This window comes from Acinetobacter sp. YH12064 (assembly GCF_013419735.1).
GTDB classification, from domain to species: Bacteria; Pseudomonadota; Gammaproteobacteria; order Pseudomonadales; family Moraxellaceae; genus Acinetobacter; species Acinetobacter amyesii.
On the sequence record NZ_VOZP01000019.1, the window covers coordinates 69,141 to 88,546 of the forward strand.

Here is a 19,406-nt window from a genome sequence, read left to right on the forward strand (position 1 = left end):
CAGGTTGCCAAACCATGATCGAACCTGAGCAAAAGCCGCCTGCTGCACCTGAAAAAAAGGCAGATATCCGTGACCCTTCTGGGGTCATTATTACTCCATATGACCATCCAGAAATTAAGCGTCAACGTATCGTTATTCCTGAGCAGAAAACCCAAATTCAAAAGTTTGATGATGGTCGTGACTTACCTGCATTCAAAAAATTGATGCAAACTACGCAAACCGCTTATGCCAAGGGAAAATGGAATGAAGCTGAAAGTGCGGCAACTCAAGCACAGCGTTTGGCACCACAATCTGCGGAAACTTTTTTATATTTGGCAATGATCGCCAATCGAAAAAATCAACCTGCGAATGCAGAATCGTTGGCACTGCGTGGATTAAGCTATGCTCAAACCAAGCCGATGAAACAACAGCTTTGGAATGTTGTTTTAAAAGCCGGTCAAATGCAAAAGAAAAGCAGCACCATTCAAAAAGCCCAACAAGCCATCAAAGCTCTTTAAGCCCCCATAAAAAAGCCTGATCTTAATTGAGATCAGGCTTTTTTTACTCTTTACATACTAAAAGTAAGCTTATTTAAAATAGTTACTTTAAGTCTAAAATATCGACTTTCAAATCCAAACTTAATCCAATACATACTTTAATTTAAAAATTGCGAATACCCGCCACCCCATACGCATGATGTTGCTTTGCAATAGGCAACAATTCAGGACGCATCCCACCTAAAGCAAAAACAGGGATTTCTATATTTAGTGCAATCTCAGAAAAATGCGCCCATCCCATACCTTGCGCCTCTGGATGACTTTGTGTCGCCAGAACTGGGCTCATAAAAATAGCATCACAGCCAATTTTTTGCGCATGCAGTGCAGAAACTTGATCATGACAAGCGGCGATATAGCGCTTCCCAAGCTGTAAATCACCTTTATTTTTTTTCAGCAATTGGTGCTGCTTAAGATGTAAAGCCGAAATATGTGCTTGAACCTCTGTAGAGAGTAAAGACCATAGATCTTCATTAATTATCAATTGCTTTAAAATCACGGTAGGTAATTGATTTAATGCCGCTGCATTTTCTGCACTGGCATCGACTCGCCAATAATACAACAACATCTCTTGAAGCGTTTCAAATGTTGGTAGATCGGCGGTGATTTTGATCTGTTGCTGCCAATATAAGCGCTGCAAAATAGCTTGATTGGCCTTTGGAAAATTCAAACTCATAAGTTGTTGACGCGAATACCAGGCCCATGGCTTTTGGATTTCATTCAGCAACGCATGCGGGACGGTGGCATGAAATAAATGTAATTTCACAACAACATCATCATATTCATGCTGAATAAAATCAAAAGCATGCCAGTCATGTAAACCAATTCCAACCTCTTCAAAAATTTCACGACGACACGCTTGTTCAGGACTTTCACCCTGCTCGACTTTACCACCCGGAAACTCATGTTTATTGCCCTGATGTTGTTTTGCTTCACGCCAACCCACCAGTACTTTGTCTTGATGCAATAAAATCGCAATGGCGACATCGATTTGCGGTTTCGACATAGTTCCCTGCTCTCTACTCTGTTCCAATTGATATCCAAGTGTAAGCAAATTTATCTTTTTTATAAAATCCTAAAATTACCGTTGACAGGCCTATTCGATAATGATTATCATTTAAAACATTCAGAAATACACCACGGAGTCGACGGAATGAACGCACCATTTAGCCTTTTTACTCGTAGCAATGAAGCACACCACTCACTGCCAATGCTACATTCAAACAACCTTTTTGCTTTAGGACGTGAAATTCGCATTATGCATGCAGGTGAAGAATATCGACTACGTTTAACACGAAATAATCGCCTTATTTTGACCAAATAATTTCTGATAAAAATAATAATTATCAGCGCAATAAAAATAATCGTGGACACAAGCAGTAAGCCATTCGCTTACTGCTTTTTAAGTTTTGTACTTAGTTAAATTAAGCTTTATAGCTACTCAAATTTAATTTAAATCGCAACACTCATCTTCCTCTCACAACACTCTTTCGCTAAATTCCTTAGAGCAAATCGTGTTTTTAACGGATTGGAAAAGTGAGTTGTACCTTTAAGCCACCCAGTTCAGATGCATCCACATTTAAATGGCCTTGATGTAACTGTACAATTTTTTGGGCAATTGAAATACCTAAACCTGAACCTTGCGTCTTCGTTCCCAATACACGGTAAAATCGCTCGCCAATGCGTTGCAATTCTGCGACTGTCAGTCCCGCACCTTGATTTTCAATCGTCCAAACCGCCTGCTGTGCTGTTACCGTTAAATCAATCTTTACCTGTCCTTGCGTAGGACTATAGCGAATAGCGTTATCGACTAAATTGCGTAGACAGCTAAACATCAACTCTGCGTTCATCTCAAACTGTACAGACTGGGTCTGTAGCTTCAATTCGATCTGCTTTTCTTCAATAAAAGGCTGTAAAGCGTCAAGGACTTGTAAACTCAGCTGTTCTAAGTCGTCTTGTTTTTTATCTAATTGCTCCGATTGCGTCGGGTCGAGCCGTGCCAAAATTAGTAGATTTTCCAACACGCGTGTTCCTCGATTAACATCGTGCTGTATGCTCAATAAATCCTGCTGAATGTCGGGATATTTTCGTTTTAATACCTGAAGTCGCATTTGAATCGCAGACAGCGGTGAGCGTAATTCATGTGAGGCATCGGAGGTAAAGCGTTGTTCCGCCTCCAAGGCTTGATCCAATCGGTTTAATAAAAAATTCAGCTGTGTTTGGATCGGCTCTAGTTCTTGCAATACAGGTTCAGGTAAGACGATGGCTTGTAAGTCATCTACATTTTTTTCAGCGATTTGTTTGGAAAATAGATGTAAAACTTTCAATTGACGTTTAATCAAAATATGTAGTAATAGCCATTGGATCAACCAAACTATCAACAAAATCCCTGCATAGCCTAGTACGCTTTGCAGCGTTTCTCTGAGCCGTGTTTTCATCGGTTGAATGATTTGTACGGTTAATCCATCGTCCTGAAGTGCATAGCTACGCCAAAGCGCTCCGTCTCTCCATTGATAATGTAGCCCCTGTTTTAAATTGGGCTGATGTTCAAATGCTGTGTGTTGTTCCGATGTGGTTAAGACTTGCGACCCTTGTATGAGTTGATATTGCATATCAAACTCTTCACTCAGCTCATCTATTTGTTCGTCTTGCTTCAGCGTGAGATCAGTAGCAGTAAGCATATCTGCCACTTCGTCCATCAGGGCATCATGTACATTCATGATGTGATAAAGACCAAATCCCAACATCAGACACAGAGAGATTGCTCCCGCCCAAATTGCACTGAGCAGTGAGGTTTTAATCAGTTGCGACTGTAAAGAAATGCTTTTTTTATCACTCATAGACTTAGCTTTGTTGCGGAAGATTCATGCGATAACCCAACCCTCTTAAGGTTTTAATGTAATCACTGCCAATCTTCTTACGCAATTGGTAAATAAAAACTTCGATCGCATTACTTTCCACTTCATCGCCCCAAGCATAGAGTGATTCTTCGAGTTGGCTACGCGTCATAATATGCTCAGGATTTAACATCATCTTATGCAAGATTTGATACTCACGCGATGTCAGCGTAATCAATTCCGTATTTTTACGCAGCATTTTGGCTTGTACATCTAAACATAAATCACCAAAAGTCAAACAATTATCACGCTGCTGATGATGCAAGCGTAATTGGGCACGTACCCTTGCTGACAACTCTTCTAAGCTAAAGGGTTTCACCAAATAATCATGGGCTCCCAGATCTAAACCTTCAACACGATCTGCAATACTGTCCCGAGCAGTAATAAATAAAACTGGTGTAAGCGGATGCAACTGTACGATACGTTTTAAAATTTCATCACCAGTTACTTTTGGTAAGCCACGATCTAAAAGTATGCAGTCATATTGATGTTGTTCTAAAGCCAAAATAGCGTGATCGCCGCGATCAACCCAATCGACACTGTAGCCATCCATTTCAAGCCATGTTTTTATACTGTCGGCTTGGGATGTATCATCTTCTGCCAATAAAATTCGCATCTTACCTACCCTATTTCTATGGTTCCGACTTCAGTGTATCGAACTTTTGCTCATATCTACTCATATCATAAAAAAACCACAGCAAGCCGTGGTTTTTTATGGAGCAGCACTGAAATGAATAACAGGCTAAATTAAAATTTTACTTGATCGACATCAACTTCAACGCGTTTCGTCGGTTTGTAATCAATATCGATTTCTCCAATGAGCGTTACCGGTGTTTTAGCTGAAATCGCTTTGCCTTGCCAAAGTTCATCATCAATATCCACTGTAATGCTGCCTGTGCTATCGCGGAACTGATATTTTTCATCGCCCATCGATTTCACAACATAACCTTTCAATTGAACTTTACTATCATCTTTTAAGCCTAAGGCATGTTTCACCGATGTGGTTTTCATCGGTGCAACTGCAGCCTGATTGACTGCTGTATTCGCAACTGCCACTGATGCCACACCTGCAAATGCTAAACCACATACCAATTGAGTGAATGTTGTCATCTTCGGTCTCTCTTACTTTGTCTATTTCGATAGCGCTATTTAAACAAAGCAAGATGAGTCGAATCTTAAGATGCAAAGACGTTTTTATTTATTTGATCGAACCATTAGTTGAGCGGTACGACACGCAGGACTTCCTCTAAAGTCGTCACCCCTGCAAGTACTTTACGCGCACCTGCAATTCGTAATGGCTCGACATGCTCTTTACGTGCCTGTGTACGTAGTTGGGTTAGATCTGCATTGGCACCAATCAATTGCTTGGTTTCAATACTGAGTGGCATAAATTCATAAATTCCCACACGGCCTTTATAACCCGTTTGACGGCATTCATCACAGCCCACCGCCTCGTAGACGAAATCAGGCATTTGAATCGCATAATCAAAGGTCAGATGTTTCCACTCTTGTTCATTGATAAAAGTCTCACGCTTACAATGTGGACACAGTTGACGAACTAGACGTTGTGCCAAAACCCCTAATATGGTCGCTGCGGTTAAAAAAGGCTGAATACCCAAATCATGTAATCGCGTCAAACTCGATGGTGCATCATTGGTATGTAAAGTTGAAAGCACCAAATGACCTGTTAATGCAGCTTGGATCGCCATATTTGCCGTATCATGATCTCGGATCTCCCCGACCATGATAATGTCAGGGTCTTGACGCATTAAAGCCCGTACACCATCGGCAAAGCCTAGATCAATCCCTGTATTCACCTGCATTTGGTTAAAACTTGGCTCTAACATCTCAATCGGGTCTTCAATGGTGCAGACATTCACTTCTTCGGTTGCCAATTGTTTGAGTGATGAATAAAGCGTGGTGGTTTTACCCGAACCCGTCGGACCGGTCACTAAAATAATACCGTGACTATGACTGGTTAAGGCCTTCCAATCATCTAACAGACGCCCTTCAAAACCGAGTTGTTGGAAACTACGTACCAAGACTTCAGGGTCAAAAATACGCATAACCAACTTTTCACCAAAGGCTGTTGGCAACGTCGATAAACGTAGCTCTGTTTCTTGGCCTTTGGGTGTACGGGTTTTTAAACGTCCATCTTGCGGCTTACGTTTTTCAGCCACATTCATCCGACCTAAGATCTTAATTCGTGAAACCACCGCTGTCAGCGTATTTGCTGGCATGTTGTAGATGGTATGCAATACCCCATCGATACGAAAACGCACCTTTCCAGTATCTTTACGCGGCTCGAGGTGAATATCACTTGCACCTTGTTCAAAGGCAAACTGTAAGACCCAATCCACAAGCTTCACAATATGCTGATCATTGGCATCTGGATTTTGTGTATCACCTAATTGTAATAGTGCTTCAACGCCTTTATTTTCACGGTCATAACTCGATGATTTTTGCGAATTACTGACTGCGCGACTCACTTGGTAATATTCAACCAAATAACGCTGTAGTTGATCTGGACTGAGCAATACACGCTGAATCTTCCGTGGTAAAACTGTTCTCTCTAAATTGGCAATCCATTCATTTTTATAAGGTTGATCCGTTGCAATCAGCACATGCTCATTTTGTAATTCCACCGCTAAAATGCGATTTCGTACTGCAAATTCCTGCGACATAATTGCAGTCAGTGCAGGCACGTCAGCTTTTAAAGGATCGATAATATAAAACGGTACACCAGACTTTTCTGCCAACCATTGGCAAAGTCTATTCAATGTTAAGGTAGACTGAGGATGACTCTGATCGACTAAATTAAAATTGGCAATCCATTGTAAAGGATGCCATTTCAACTGCTCACGCTGACGGTGCGTGGTTTGAATCAGTATTTTGTCCCGTTCAGTAATACGTCCATCTTTTTGTAATTGGTCTAAACACCAAGAAGTGTCAATTTCAAAATTAAAAGTCATTGTTCTATGTTCCCCAAACATAAAACCACTATAGCAAGTTTTTGACATCGGATTAGATAAATTGGGCACAGCAGGTGTGTAATTAACTAGATCACACAACATTAGTATAAGATTAAAAGCGTGAATTTATTGCTCAATTCATGTTGCTTGGCTGCTCATACTGACATCAATAGCAACAAATGCAGTTAAATTTAATAATGACTCAGATTCATTAGAATAAATAAACCTATTAACATTTATTCAAATAAAAATTTCATTTATTACATTATTTTTACAATAAGATCCCCCTGATTAAATATTTGTATATCAAAAAAAGAGGGAAAACAATGCAACTTAAAAGCCTGAGCCTTTCAATCCTTACAGCAATGGCATTAATTGGCTGTGGCGGCGGAGGTGGAAGTTCAAGTGAGTCTTCCGCAAATAATAATTCGAATACACCTGAAGAAAATAGAGATTTTCAGCAATGGGGATTTTTTGAAATTAATGGTGGCTATAATGATGATGCTTTAACGTTGAATTATTCAGTCGGTACGATTGATCAAGGAAAAATCTACGACCAAAATAATTTTGAAATGGATAATGATCTAACCATCACTCAAAATGGCATCTATCAAGACTTTGGGCCCAAGGATTCTAAATATGGCTATTTGGTTGGTACTGGCTCATTTAAGGACTTAGTACTTACTCATCAGCACTACTCACCTATCGGTTCCACAGGTTTAGTCTTTACTTCGACCTACAAAAAAATTGATTTAAGCGGTAAAAATGTCTTAGCCACACTTGAGCCTGAACATCAATGGGATCTTAGCAATAAACCTACAGTAAACTTTGGCACAGTCCGTAATACCTATTACAACCGTGTTAAAGACCTGACATTCCCAGCAGGCGCTTACTGTATGCAGCAATTGACCTACTCTAATAACCAAGAAAATCTGCTTGCTTACAGCAATGGCGATGAGAAACTATATTTTGATGATTATGCTGCGCAATATAGTCAAAATGCTCAAAGCAGAATTTTTAAGAAAACTTATAAAGATACTGTAGCGTACCTATATTCTTCTAAAGGAACTGATGCAGATGCAACCCATGGCTATGCAGAATATAAAGGACAATATTACGAAGTAGAACGTCATGCTAATGGGTTGCAGTACAGCCTTGCAGATGAAATCCAAAATGAAAAGGATAATCTTCCATCAACTTTAACTGATGTAGATCGAAAACTTGCCATTCAACGTATTGAAAGCCAAAATAATTTATGTACTTGGTATAACGATACAGCTAGTACATTTATTCAAAACAATATGAAACCGTAAATCAGCATTGAAGCTATAAAAAAGGAGCTAAATTAGCTCCTTTTTTATTAAGATATTTCAATAATCAGAATTTGTAGATCACAGACCTGAAATTTTACATTCAATCCACCAAATAACATGCCATACACACGTTCATCATCATGTTGATAAGCCGGACGTGGATCTAAACTCAATACCTGCTCAAGTTCAGCCTTTAATTGCTCGGTTAAATTGCCATTATTCAAAAATACCTGTTTTTGTTGCTCAGCGTGCTCTGACCAAATCACAGATTTTCTTTCTGGCTCATCCTGCGCATAACCACTTTGCGCATCCATCACTGCATCTGAATATTGAATATACGGTTTGATATCTAAAATTGGCGTGCCATCTAACAAATCACTGCCGACCACATAGACTCGTACCGATTTACCGACTTTTTTCACCGCTTTGAGCTGCACAACCGACAAGCCCATAGGTGACGGCCGGTACATACTTCGTGTCGCAAATACCCCGATTTTTTGATTACCACCTAAACGAGGTGGACGAACTTGCGGACGAAATTTTGTCGAATCTGCATTTTTATTTTCATGAAACTGCCAAATCAGCCAAAGATGACTAAAATCTTCAATCCCCTCAAAAGCCAATAAATCGTTATAAGGTTCCACCATTTCAATATAAGATTCGACCTGCACCAAATTTGGCTGACGTGGAATACCAAATTTTTCTCGGTAGGGAGATTTCATATACCCGATAATTGGCATTTTAAGCTCAGACATAATCACTTTTTCTGATAAGTTCAATTAAATATATTCAGTTTATCGAGAATGATTTTAGATTAGAATAGTAAGCTGTTCTAATTTGATAATTTTATTGAGACCTTTAATGGCTGCTTTTAACGTCGAAAAGATTACTCACGTCCACCATTGGAATGACACTTTATTCTCTTTTAAAACCACTCGCGATACTGCGTTACGTTTTAAAAACGGTCAATTTGTGATGATCGGCCTTGAAGTAAATGGTAAGCCTTTAATGCGCGCTTATTCTATTGCAAGCGCAAACTATGAAGAAGAATTAGAGTTTTTCTCTATTAAAGTTCCAGATGGTCCTTTAACGTCTATTTTACAAAAAGTAAAAGTTGGCGATGAAATTTTAGTGTCTAAAAAACCTACAGGTACTTTAGTTCTAGATGACTTAAACCCTGGTAAAAACTTATACCTACTTTCTTCAGGTACAGGTCTTGCACCGTTCCTTTCTGTTATTCGTGACCCTGAAACTTACGAACGTTTTGAAAAAATCATCGTTGTACATGGTACTCGTTTCATTTCGGAATTGGCTTATCAAGATTTAATCTTAGATGAAATTCCTAACCACGAATTCTTTGGTGAATTAGGCGCGAAAGAGAAATTGGTTTACTACCCTACGGTAACTCGTGAAGAATTCCATACTCAAGGCCGTGTAACTACTGCCATTGAAACTGGTCAACTTTTCGAAAAAATTGGTCTTCCACGTTTCAACCCTGAAACTGACCGCGCAATGCTTTGCGGTTCACCTGCATTCCTAGACGACGTTGCTGCACTACTTGACCAGCACGGTCTGAAAGAATCTCCTAAGATGGGCGTTCTAGGCGACTACGTGATTGAACGTGCATTCGTTGAAAAATAATTAGATGTAAATTAAAAAGCGCATGTCATCATGCGCTTTTTTTTGATCTATATGCCACTCATGACTGATACAGTTATTTTTCTTCTTTTACCTTCAATTCATCAATAATTTTTGCTCTCCACTCTAAACCTTTCTCAGTAGCATCAGGTAATTCATTCGATAAATTAATTTCCACACTGTCATCTGGATATATATGTACAGCTAAATATTTTTTATCTTTTAAATTTTCATTCGTCAATGTGGGGACATTGGTTGCAATATGCTTTTTAGAGCTATTACCTTCTCCCCATTTAATATATTGAGCTCCTGTTATCACTGCTGATCTTTTCGTTCCACTACCTAGCCCTCCACCTAACTCCTCTCCATTTAATTCAACAATATATGGAATATAACTTGCATCATAACCATAAGATGTTGTCGTCAACACATAAGTTTTTGTTGAATGTGTATTACACCCTATTAAACTCATTGCTGAAAGCATAATAAGCATTAAATTCGTTTTTAAAACTTTCATCATTATCCTTTTAAAAATATTGGGTTTTAATTTATTTAATTAAAAATAATAATCAAAGAAAATTAAAAATATTATCCATTAGAAACGAATAACCAAAAGGAAAATTTATCCTATTTATCACCAGCAAACTGCCAATATATATTAGCATCCATTTCAAAATGCCTCCGAATGGCATCTACTTATTCAGTCAGATACCAAATCGTTAATCCCCCAAGGGTTATCTTTAATCTCAGGCATACCTTCTCCTTGATTAAAATGACATTTTTCCATGTTATTCGCAGGAATATACCATTCACCTTTTTTAGGGCAAATTTAACCAAATCTTTTGGATAAATCATATGTGTTATTTCGCTATCATTTATCAACACACATCAGACAACACAAATCATTTCAGCTTCGATCGGTAAACTTGCCCCCTTCATTTGCGACTCTTTCAATCAAGTACCAATCTGTTTTCTCATAATATGTTTCATAAGTTTCTGGATCTATTGTAGTGAGAATTACACTACCAAAACCTCTATCATCTTCATTACTATGAGCCATAAATTCTATTCGGTTCGGCACAAATTCGGAAATATATAAACCTGTTATCGCAACTTTTTCATTCGATTTTACTTTAATACTTTGATTTATACGATAAATGGGATATGACACAGGAATATTAATTTTTGAAATATCAAATATTTCATCAACAATACTTTCTTGATTCCAATACGTTGGATAGGTATTTTCAATAATGAATGCCTCGGCCTTAGCCTTTGTATAAAAATCCCAACATTCTTTCACATTTTCATGAGGTAGTTCATCCATCCATTTTTTTGAAAACTCACTCATACCTTTGTCATTCGATCGAATCTCTGATGCGCAATCTAAATATGTTAGATCGCCTTCTTTTATTCTTATATAAGCAAAATCTAAAGTATCCATGGTTTTTCTTAAAAGCGGTAAAACCGTCCCTCCCCAATTGATGTCAACTTGCTCTGGCATTGGAAAATCAAGATAATTATAGGGTAGATTTCTCATATAAACGACAAACAGCAATTCCAAACGATCTAAAAAAGATTGATAGTTATTTCTCATGCTATAAAAAAATTCTTTAGAACTAAAATGTTCTAATAAATATAAAAATTTAGGATCGATTTTAAAATTCATATTCAGCCTAAAATTAATGCCCCGAAGGGCATGTTTTATTTATTTCTCACCATTAAAATACCAGTACACTTCACCCCAATCTGTTTCAGAAAGTGTTGGTAACATTTCACCTCTTAACACATGAACGCGTGAATCCACTTGTGCAGGGGTTGTCCAATAGCCCGTTTTTGGGGATTTTTCGCCAGCTTTGACTTTTATTACAGTTAGATTCTCTTGGGTTACTTCAGATTGAGTATTATTTTTACGAGCCCATGCAACTATATCTTTAGGATAGAATAAATGCTTGTGTAGAGGAGTGTCATCCAAATCTAGTAAATAAACAAGAGCTGCTGCTTCAAAAGACCAATAACCACAATATTTTAGTTCTTCTGCAGGCTCTAGATGACTATTAAACCAAAGTGCATTTTTATTCATTTGATACCAATCAGCTAAGTATTCATCTAAATATTTAACAGCAGTTTCTTTATTATTTTTAACTAGCACATTATCAATCACATCACATAATTTTGAATAACCAAATGCAAATAAATTTCCTTCGTTAAATGTAGAATGTGAAGGATCATTAAGTTTAAAAAATTTATTAATAACCTCATCTTCACACGTATGACTTTCACCCTCACCATTGACTAATGAATGTATACGATCAAACAAATCATTTCGATTTAATAAAAAAGCCAGACCAAGTATATTTAACGTTTCATTTTGAGTTGGAATGACAGAAGGTTTTTTTGACTTATGGAAGATAGCTAAGGCTTCAGATTGTTTTTCAAAGCCTTCTATAACTTTTTCAAATAAGGGGATAACTTCCCCTATAGATTTTCCTGCTGTGTATTCAAGGTAAAGTAGAAAAGAATAATCATATGTTATAAGCGTCCAACGCCTATCTTCACCACAATTATAATCATCATCCTCAAATGCATCACTTTCTTTCCAAAAATCAACGTCTTCTATATAAAAATCATAGGCACTTTTATAATAGTCTTCAGTTAAAAAAATCTGTCTTTTATATTTATCGAAACTCATATTAACCCTAAAATTAATGCCACGACGGGCATGTTTTATTTATTCTTCACCATCAAACTGCCAGTACACATCCCCACCCATTCCAAAATGCCCCGAATGGCATCTACTTATTCAGTCAGATACCAAATCGTTAGACCCCAAGGGTTATCTTTAATCTCAGGCATATCTTCTCCTTGATTAAAATGACGTTTTTCCATGTTATTCGCAGGACTATACCATTCACCTGTTTTAGGGCAAATTTGGCCTGCTTCGCATCTTAGAGTTTTTGTACTAGGATTACTTATATCCTTCTCAGAAGGTACAAACTCTCGGGCAAATTTAACCAAATCTTTTGGATAAATCATATGTGTTATTTCGCTATCATCTAAATCTAGCAAATAAACATAAGCTGCCGCTTCTATAGCCCAATATCCAAAGTACAAACCTTCATCCATTTTATGGGTATCATGCCAAGCTGCACTTTCAAATGCGGGATACCATAATTTCAAATATTCCTGTATATCTTGAATACTCTCTTCTTTAGTATCTCTATATTTACTAAAAATTAATGGGCGATATGGATTATCAAAATACCATTGATCTATATCATATCTATCCATCAACTCAAATGATAAAAAGTCCTCATACAGCGTATCTAATTGTTCTGTTTGCTCATGGTAAATTTTGTCTTGCATCGCTGCAATACGTGGTAATAAGTCTCTTCTGTGTAATAGATAACACAGTCCTATCAACTGCATACATCTTTCGTACTCATCTATAGCTGTAAAATAAAATGGTGCCCAATCATTATCATTTTCATACTCTCTTAAAGCAAAAGTATATGCTTCATATCTCTCAATTATTATTTCTAGAAAATACCTCATTTTAGAAATATCATGACCTGCTGTATATTCTAATGAAAAAAATTGATATGTTTCGCTTGCCAAGAATAGTGAAAGACGACTTTGATCTTCCAAAATTCCACTATATTCTTGTTTTTTATTTTCAATTTTTTTAGAAATTTCAAAAAAATACCCATACAAACGATCATAAATATTTTCTGTTAAGAAAACTTGCCTAATCTTCTTATTAAATTCCATATTTATTCCAAAAATAATGCCCCGAAGGGCATAAATCATTCTTCACCATCAAACTGCCAGTACACATCACCCCAATCACTTTCAAAATCAGGGAATATATCACCTTGTTTAAAATATTGACGTGAGTTTTCTTTAGCAAAAGTATACCAATAACCTGCGTGAGGACATGGGCTACCGGCAATAACAATATCTATTCTTTCTGGTTCTTGAACTTCAACTTTCACTCGTTTTAATTCAGGCCAAGTGCTGTCTTCATCAAATCGTGCTATCCATTGCTTTGAACTTACGGCATCAAAACGTGGATTTGGATCATCTGACCACGCATCCAAAGTGGTCAGTTTTAAGTTATCACAACGTATCGGTTTAATTAGTTCATTTGCCATCACCAATAAATCAGGAACACCTTCTTCAACTGGATAAAGTGAAAGCTCTCCCAAACGTATCCATAAGCTGTATTTTGTTGAATCTTCTGGGTCTATAATTTTAGTAATTTCAATTCGTGGATCATTTAGTTTTTCACGAATTTGTTCTTCACTCAAGTCTAGTTTCTCTAGCCAGTAGGGAGAAAGTAAAAAGCACCATGTAGGCGTACGAATTCCACCACCTAACCCATCCCGATCTTCTGCAATAAACATATTTTCATGAGAAAACTCCATACCAGGATGATCAATATCGAGTCCATAAAAATAATCTGAAAATGTGCGTTCAACAGTTTCGAACTCAGGTGAAATATAAGCAAACTGTCCAGTATTACCTATTTCATAACCGCTATAAGCTTGTATTGGATTGAGTTGTCTTAAAATTTTTTCAACAAAAGTGTGCCAAACCATCTTATTGGTTTTATACCATTGATCGCCAAAAGTTAATTTAATACTAGAATAGCGCTCATTTGAGTCTCGAATATTACTTTCTAAAGCCCAACGTGCACTCTGTGTATCCGCCTCGGCTGATGTTGCACCTATAAAATATACAAAATATTTTTTAAAGATTTTATGCATTTCAACTAAAAGCTCATCTCGGCTTCTAATCCATTTATCAGCCTTTTTCCAAACCTCAGTGTCACTCCTAAACCTTAATTGAAAAGGTTTATCTATTATGGATTTTTCAAATTCAATATAAATATCTAAAACTTTATTTAGTAGATCTTCAGCATTTTCTTGATGCATGTACAAAGTGATATAGGGGCAAATACCAAACTCTTTCTTTTCCTCTCCATAAATTATGGAAGTATCCTGAGGAATATCTCGAGCCAATTCAGCTATTTCTTGTTCATTTAAATAAAGTTGTACTGTACTCATTATATTAATTTCCTCTTCTACCTCTTGTATTCCCTTGAGTTTGAGCTTTACTTTGATCCTTTGGTGTAGCATCTTCTGGATAACGAAACAGTGAAAATTATTGTTTTTATTTAAAATAATGCCCCGAAGGGCATAAATCATTCCTCACCATCAAACTGCCAATACACATCACCCCAATCACTTTCAAAATCAGGGAATATATCACCTTGTTTAAAATATTGACGTGAGTTTTCTTTAGCAAAAGTATACCAATATCCTGCATGAGGACATGGGCTACCGGCAATAACAATATCTATTCTTTCTGGTTCTTGAACTTCAACTTTCACTCGTTTTAATTCAGGCCAAGTGCTGTCTTCATCAAATCGTGCTATCCATTGCTTTGAACTTACGGCATCAAAACGTGGATTTGGATCATCTGACCACGCATCCAAAGTGGTCAGTTTTAAGTTATCACAACGTATCGGTTTAATTAGTTCATTTGCCATCACCAATAAATCAGGAACACCTTCTTCAACTGGATAAAGTGAAAGCTCTCCCAAACGTATCCATAAGCTGTATTTTGTTGAATCTTCTGGGTCTATAATTTTAGTAATTTCAATTCGTGGATCATTTAGTTTTTCACGAATTTGTTCTTCACTCAAGTCTAGTTTCTCTAGCCAGTAGGGAGAAAGTAAAAAGCACCATGTAGGCGTACGAATTCCACCACCTAACCCATCCCGATCTTCTGCAATAAACATATTTTCATGAGAAAACTCCATACCAGGATGATCAATATCGAGCCCGTAAAAATAATCTGAAAATGTGCGTTCAACTGTTTCAAACTCTGGAGATACAAATGCAAATTGTCCTGTGTTTCCTATTTCATAACCACTATAAGCTTGAATTGGATTAAGTTGTTCCAGACATTTTTGAACAAAGGAGTGCCAAACAATTTGATTCGATCTATACCATTTATCACCGAAACTTAGTTTTAAAACTGAATATTCTTTTGTATGAATACAGATTTTACTTTCTAGCGCCCAACGAGCACTTTGGTCACGGCTATCACCTGATGTTGCACCTATAAAATACACTAAATGATTTTTATAGTTTTTATGCATTAATTCTATAAGCTCAGATCTATTATTTGACCATTTTTCCGATTTTTTCCAAACCTCTATATCATCTCTATAACGTAATTTAAATGGTTTATCTATAATATTTTTTTCAAAATCTTCATAAATATCAATTATTTTATTTATAATTTCTTCTACTTTATCGGCCGAATGGAAAAGATAAAAGGTGATATAAGGACAAACCCCAAACTCTTTCTTTTCCTCTCCATAAATTATGGAAGTATCCTGAGGAATATCTTGAGCCAATTCAGCTATTTCTTGTTCATTTAAATAAAGTTGTACTGTACTCATTATATTAATTTCCTCTTCTACCTCTTGTATTCCCTTGAGTTTGGGCTTTACTTTGATCCTTTGGCGTAGCATCTCCAGAATAACGTAAAAGTGAAAATTATTGTTTTTATTTAAAAAAATGCCCCGAAGGGCATAAATCATTCATCCCCATCATACTGCCAGTACACATCCCCCCAATCACTTTCAAAATCAGGGAAAATTTCCCCTTGTTTAAAGTATTTAAGAGTGTTTTCCTTAGCTACAGTGAACCAATATCCCGATTGAGGACATTTTTCACCTGCTTGAATTGATACTTTTTGATATTTAGTTAGGAGGTCAATTTCAGCACTACTAGGTTTAAATGTACGATAGAACTCTATTAAGTCTTTTGGATAATAGAGGTATTCATGGAATTCTTTATCATTTTCTATTTCTAATAGAATAACAGCGCAAGCTGCTTCAAAAGCCCAATATCCATAATAACCGCCTTCAGATTTATGAGTATCATGCCAAGGCGCACCTGATAAATCTTTGTACCAATTCTTTAAAAACTTAAGGACAAAAGCTAAAGAAATTTCATTATCTTGATTTGAAAAGGCTTCACATAATAATAAGTAAGGTTTTGGTACTAATACTGTTGAACAATCATATCTATTTTCATCTGAAAAAGATAAATACTCTTCAATTAGCCAATCTTGAGCAACATTTTCTCTCATTTCTCCGTCAATTAATTTCGCAACTCTAGGTAGTAAATCCTTTCGGTGGAGTAAATAACACAAACTGATTAACCAAATACATGGACAATAGCCATCAATAGTAAATAATTCAAAAACTGGTAAGTTTATATTTTTATGATAACTTCTTAATTTACTTCCATATTGCTCATAATAGTCAATAACTATTTCAAGTTGGCTTCTAATAAAAGGTAAACTATTGCCAGCTGTATATTCCAATAAAAGTAGATTTAAATAGTTCTCTGCTACGATAGCATAAGAGTATACCCATCTTTCTTCTAGTGAATCACCAACACCTGTAGGATTTACTTTAAAAGTTTCAATAGTGTTCAGAGTTTCCGCCTTTAATGTTTCATACATTTGAGGTGTAAGAAATTGTTGTCTTTTTATATTAACTAAATCCATTTTATGCCCAAAAACTGCCCCGAAGGGCATATTTTCACTTATTCTTCACCGTCAAACTGCCAATATACATCCCCCCAATCACTTTCAAAATCAGGGAAAATTTCCCCTTGTTTAAAGTATTTACGAGTGTTTTCCTTAGCTACAGTGAACCAATATCCCGATTGAGGACATTTTTCACTTGCTTGAATTGATACTTTTTGATATTTAGTTAGGAGGTCAATTTCAGCACTACTAGGTTTAAATGTACGATAGAACTCTATTAAGTCTTTTGGATAATAGAGGTATTCATGAAATTCTTTATCATTTTCTATTTCTAAGAGTATAACAGCGCAAACTGCTTCAAAAGCCCAATATCCATAATATCCACCCTCTGATTTATGGCTATCATGCCATGGAGCTCCAGATAAATCTTTATACCATTTTTTTAAAAATTTGTTTAAATGCTTGACTGAAACTTTATTATCTTGGGTCAAAAATGCATTTGATAACTCAAAATAAGGATTTGGAAAAAGAACATCTGAACAATCAAAACGGTTATCGTCATTAAAAGCCAAAAACTCCTCTACAATCCAATCTTTTCCTCCATTTTCTTGATCCTCTCCATCAACAAGGTTAGCTACCAATGGTAGTAAGTCAGTTCTTTTTAATAAATAACAAAGGCTGATAATCCATACATATACACAATAGTCATCTAAAATTTCAATATCAAAAACACTAAAATTATTATCTTTATAATAGGTTCTTTGTTTTATAGAAAGTACCTTGAATAATTCAATTACTTTATCGAATTCTAAACGTAAATATTCAATTGGTTTACCAGCAGTATAATCCAAAATAAACAAATCAAACTGATATCTAGATGCTATCAAATAAGAGTCGACCCATCCTGCTTCGATATCTTCATCATTATTTGATTCGCTTAGAAAACTTTCTATAGCACTGACAAGTTCACTCCTCGTAGACTTATAGTAACTTTCATCTAAAAATTGTTGTCTACGATTAAACTTAAATTCCAACATAAATAAATTTCCAATTATTTATTATTAACAACGATACTAATGTCTTTATCAGTCCAAACCCTTGTAGCTTTATGAGTAGAATGTTCTTTTGATGAGTGCTGATAAAAACGGAGACTTTAACTTGGTAAACTACACATACTCTTTAGGAGTTTACCATGAGCAAAAAACAAAAGATTTATACAGTGGAATTCAAAGCTGAAGCAATTAAAGCTATTAAACCAAATAAAGGAAATGTCTCTGAAACTGCTCGACAGCTTGGTATTTCAATGCAGACCCTTTCAAATTGGTACAACAAAGCAAAAGCTGGAACATTAGTAGGCACACAACAATATTCGCCTGATCTCGTTGCTCTACTCGAAGAAAATAAGAAACTCAAACAGCAACTCAAAACTGCGGAAATGGAAAGAGAATTTCTAAAAAAAGCAGCAGCGTACTTTGCCAAGGACCATCAGTAAGGTACGATTACATGAAAGAGAACAAAAACACCTATCCAACAACGATGATGGCTAGACTGCTCAAAGTTTCAATTTCAAGTTTTTATGACTGGTTAAAACGAGGCATGAGCAAAAGAGTTGTTCAAAGAAATCAGCAGACGATCTTAGTCAAAATAGCTCATCAAGAAACTAAAGAAAGTTATGGTCATATTCGCTTAACGAGGTATTTACAGTCACAAGGCATCCCAATTAGCGAGTATGCAGTCCGTTGTATAAAAAGGCTAAATCAGCTGTATTGTAAGCGCCATAGGCGTTTTAAAAGAACAACGAACAGTGATCATAATCGAGCGATCTATGACAATTTACTCAAACAAGAGTTTTTAATGACCAAACCTAATCTTGCATGGTCAAGTGATATTACGTACATATGGACAGCTGAAGGTTGGTTGTACTTAGCTGCTTTAAAAGACCTTTATACTAGACAGGTCGTTGGTTATAAGCTTAAGTGAGCGAATGACAGCGCAACTAGTTTGCAATGCGCTGAGTATGGCAATTCGCAATCACAAACCATCACATGGGCTAATTGTGCACTCAGACAGAGGAAGCCAATATTGCAGTCATGAATATCGAAACATGCTTGAAAAATATGGATTTCAAGGTTCAATGAGCAAAAAAGGAGACTGTTACGATAATGCCCCGATTGAGAGCTTTTGAGGAATACTCAAAAACGAGTTGGTTCACCATCGCAACTACAAAACAAGGGGAGAAGCCAAAGCAGATATTACAAAATACATAGAGCTATTTTATAATCAGAAGAGAATCCAGAAAGGACTGAGTTTTAAGACACCAAATCAAATGGCAGAGGACTTTTACGAGTTGGCTGCCTAGAATCTCCCAAGTGGAAGTGTCCTATGATTTCAGCACACATCAAACTCTTGAATCTAGATGGCCTAATTATTAAAAAGAAAATTATCGATAATTTAAAGATATATTTCAAAACTAAAAAT

General features: G+C 36.4%; 18 protein-coding genes and 2 pseudogenes. 5 read left to right on the forward strand and 15 right to left on the reverse strand.

Going from position 1 to position 19,406, the window contains the following annotated elements:
• Positions 1–14: 14 nt before the first annotated feature.
• Positions 15–497 carry a tetratricopeptide repeat protein gene (locus tag FTU13_RS15655; RefSeq protein ID WP_180128798.1) on the forward strand — a complete coding sequence of 161 codons (483 nt, stop codon included), beginning with the start codon at positions 15–17 and terminating at the stop codon, positions 495–497.
• 142 nt (positions 498–639) lie between these two features.
• On the opposite strand, the gene FTU13_RS15660 is transcribed toward FTU13_RS15655, so the two are convergent.
• Positions 640–1,539 (reverse strand): NUDIX domain-containing protein, encoded by a 900-nt coding sequence (locus FTU13_RS15660; RefSeq protein ID WP_180128782.1) that lies wholly within the window; start codon positions 1,537–1,539, stop codon positions 640–642.
• Positions 1,540–1,686: 147 nt separating this feature from the next.
• Between FTU13_RS15660 and hemP the strand changes: the two genes are divergently transcribed.
• Positions 1,687–1,857, forward strand: coding sequence for a hemin uptake protein HemP (gene hemP, locus FTU13_RS15665; protein ID WP_078189103.1), 171 nt, complete (start codon positions 1,687–1,689; stop codon positions 1,855–1,857).
• A gap of 196 nt (positions 1,858–2,053) precedes the next feature.
• Here hemP and FTU13_RS15670 read toward each other — a convergent pair whose 3' ends face one another.
• The 4 genes from FTU13_RS15670 to FTU13_RS15685 form a co-directional block, all read right to left on the reverse strand.
• Positions 2,054–3,373, reverse strand: a complete 1,320-nt coding sequence (locus tag FTU13_RS15670; protein ID WP_180128783.1) for a HAMP domain-containing sensor histidine kinase — start codon at positions 3,371–3,373, stop codon at positions 2,054–2,056.
• Positions 3,374–3,377: 4 nt separating this feature from the next.
• Positions 3,378–4,046 carry a response regulator transcription factor gene (locus FTU13_RS15675; RefSeq protein ID WP_180128784.1) on the reverse strand — a complete coding sequence of 223 codons (669 nt, stop codon included), beginning with the start codon at positions 4,044–4,046 and terminating at the stop codon, positions 3,378–3,380.
• A gap of 131 nt (positions 4,047–4,177) precedes the next feature.
• Positions 4,178–4,540, reverse strand: coding sequence for a NirD/YgiW/YdeI family stress tolerance protein (locus FTU13_RS15680; protein ID WP_180066629.1), 363 nt, complete (start codon positions 4,538–4,540; stop codon positions 4,178–4,180).
• Positions 4,541–4,644: 104 nt separating this feature from the next.
• Positions 4,645–6,402: a GspE/PulE family protein gene (locus FTU13_RS15685; RefSeq protein ID WP_180010874.1), complete on the reverse strand. Its 1,758-nt coding sequence runs from the start codon at positions 6,400–6,402 to the stop codon at positions 4,645–4,647.
• 326 nt (positions 6,403–6,728) lie between these two features.
• Between FTU13_RS15685 and FTU13_RS15690 the strand changes: the two genes are divergently transcribed.
• Entirely contained in the window at positions 6,729–7,715 is a 987-nt protein-coding gene (locus tag FTU13_RS15690) for a hypothetical protein (protein ID WP_180107962.1), read from the forward strand.
• 47 nt (positions 7,716–7,762) lie between these two features.
• Here FTU13_RS15690 and tsaA read toward each other — a convergent pair whose 3' ends face one another.
• Positions 7,763–8,470, reverse strand: a complete 708-nt coding sequence (gene tsaA, locus FTU13_RS15695) for a tRNA (N6-threonylcarbamoyladenosine(37)-N6)-methyltransferase TrmO (protein ID WP_180128785.1) — start codon at positions 8,468–8,470, stop codon at positions 7,763–7,765.
• Positions 8,471–8,576: 106 nt separating this feature from the next.
• On the opposite strand from tsaA, the gene FTU13_RS15700 reads away from it, so the two are divergent.
• Complete coding sequence (locus tag FTU13_RS15700; protein ID WP_111885341.1) at positions 8,577–9,356, forward strand: ferredoxin--NADP reductase; 780 nt, start codon at positions 8,577–8,579, stop codon at positions 9,354–9,356.
• 73 nt (positions 9,357–9,429) lie between these two features.
• Here the strand turns inward: FTU13_RS15700 and FTU13_RS15705 are convergent, their stop codons facing one another.
• From FTU13_RS15705 to FTU13_RS15740, 9 genes and pseudogenes are all read right to left on the reverse strand, one after another.
• Positions 9,430–9,870: a hypothetical protein gene (locus FTU13_RS15705; protein WP_111885342.1), complete on the reverse strand. Its 441-nt coding sequence runs from the start codon at positions 9,868–9,870 to the stop codon at positions 9,430–9,432.
• Positions 9,871–10,049: 179 nt separating this feature from the next.
• A pseudogene (locus FTU13_RS17565) lies at positions 10,050–10,182 on the reverse strand (hypothetical protein); the annotation flags it as partial.
• Positions 10,183–10,260: 78 nt separating this feature from the next.
• A complete protein-coding gene (locus tag FTU13_RS15710; protein ID WP_257226772.1) occupies positions 10,261–11,022 on the reverse strand; it encodes a hypothetical protein in 762 nt (253 codons plus the stop codon).
• 39 nt (positions 11,023–11,061) lie between these two features.
• Positions 11,062–12,045 (reverse strand): PoNe immunity protein domain-containing protein, encoded by a 984-nt coding sequence (locus FTU13_RS15715; RefSeq protein ID WP_180128787.1) that lies wholly within the window; start codon positions 12,043–12,045, stop codon positions 11,062–11,064.
• A 107-nt stretch (positions 12,046–12,152) separates the two neighbouring features.
• Positions 12,153–13,124: a PoNe immunity protein domain-containing protein gene (locus FTU13_RS15720; RefSeq protein WP_180128788.1), complete on the reverse strand. Its 972-nt coding sequence runs from the start codon at positions 13,122–13,124 to the stop codon at positions 12,153–12,155.
• Positions 13,125–13,159: 35 nt separating this feature from the next.
• A complete protein-coding gene (locus FTU13_RS15725; RefSeq protein WP_180128789.1) occupies positions 13,160–14,422 on the reverse strand; it encodes a type VI immunity family protein in 1,263 nt (420 codons plus the stop codon).
• 137 nt (positions 14,423–14,559) lie between these two features.
• The gene (locus FTU13_RS15730) at positions 14,560–15,828 is read right to left on the reverse strand and encodes a type VI immunity family protein (protein ID WP_180128799.1); all 1,269 of its coding nucleotides are present in this window, start codon (positions 15,826–15,828) and stop codon (positions 14,560–14,562) included.
• 137 nt (positions 15,829–15,965) lie between these two features.
• Positions 15,966–16,946: a PoNe immunity protein domain-containing protein gene (locus tag FTU13_RS15735; RefSeq protein WP_180128791.1), complete on the reverse strand. Its 981-nt coding sequence runs from the start codon at positions 16,944–16,946 to the stop codon at positions 15,966–15,968.
• Between the two features lie 38 nt (positions 16,947–16,984).
• The gene (locus FTU13_RS15740; protein WP_180128792.1) at positions 16,985–17,965 is read right to left on the reverse strand and encodes a PoNe immunity protein domain-containing protein; all 981 of its coding nucleotides are present in this window, start codon (positions 17,963–17,965) and stop codon (positions 16,985–16,987) included.
• A 155-nt stretch (positions 17,966–18,120) separates the two neighbouring features.
• On the opposite strand from FTU13_RS15740, the pseudogene FTU13_RS15745 reads away from it, so the two are divergent.
• Positions 18,121–19,287, forward strand: a pseudogene (locus FTU13_RS15745) (IS3 family transposase).
• Positions 19,288–19,406: the final 119 nt, after the last annotated feature.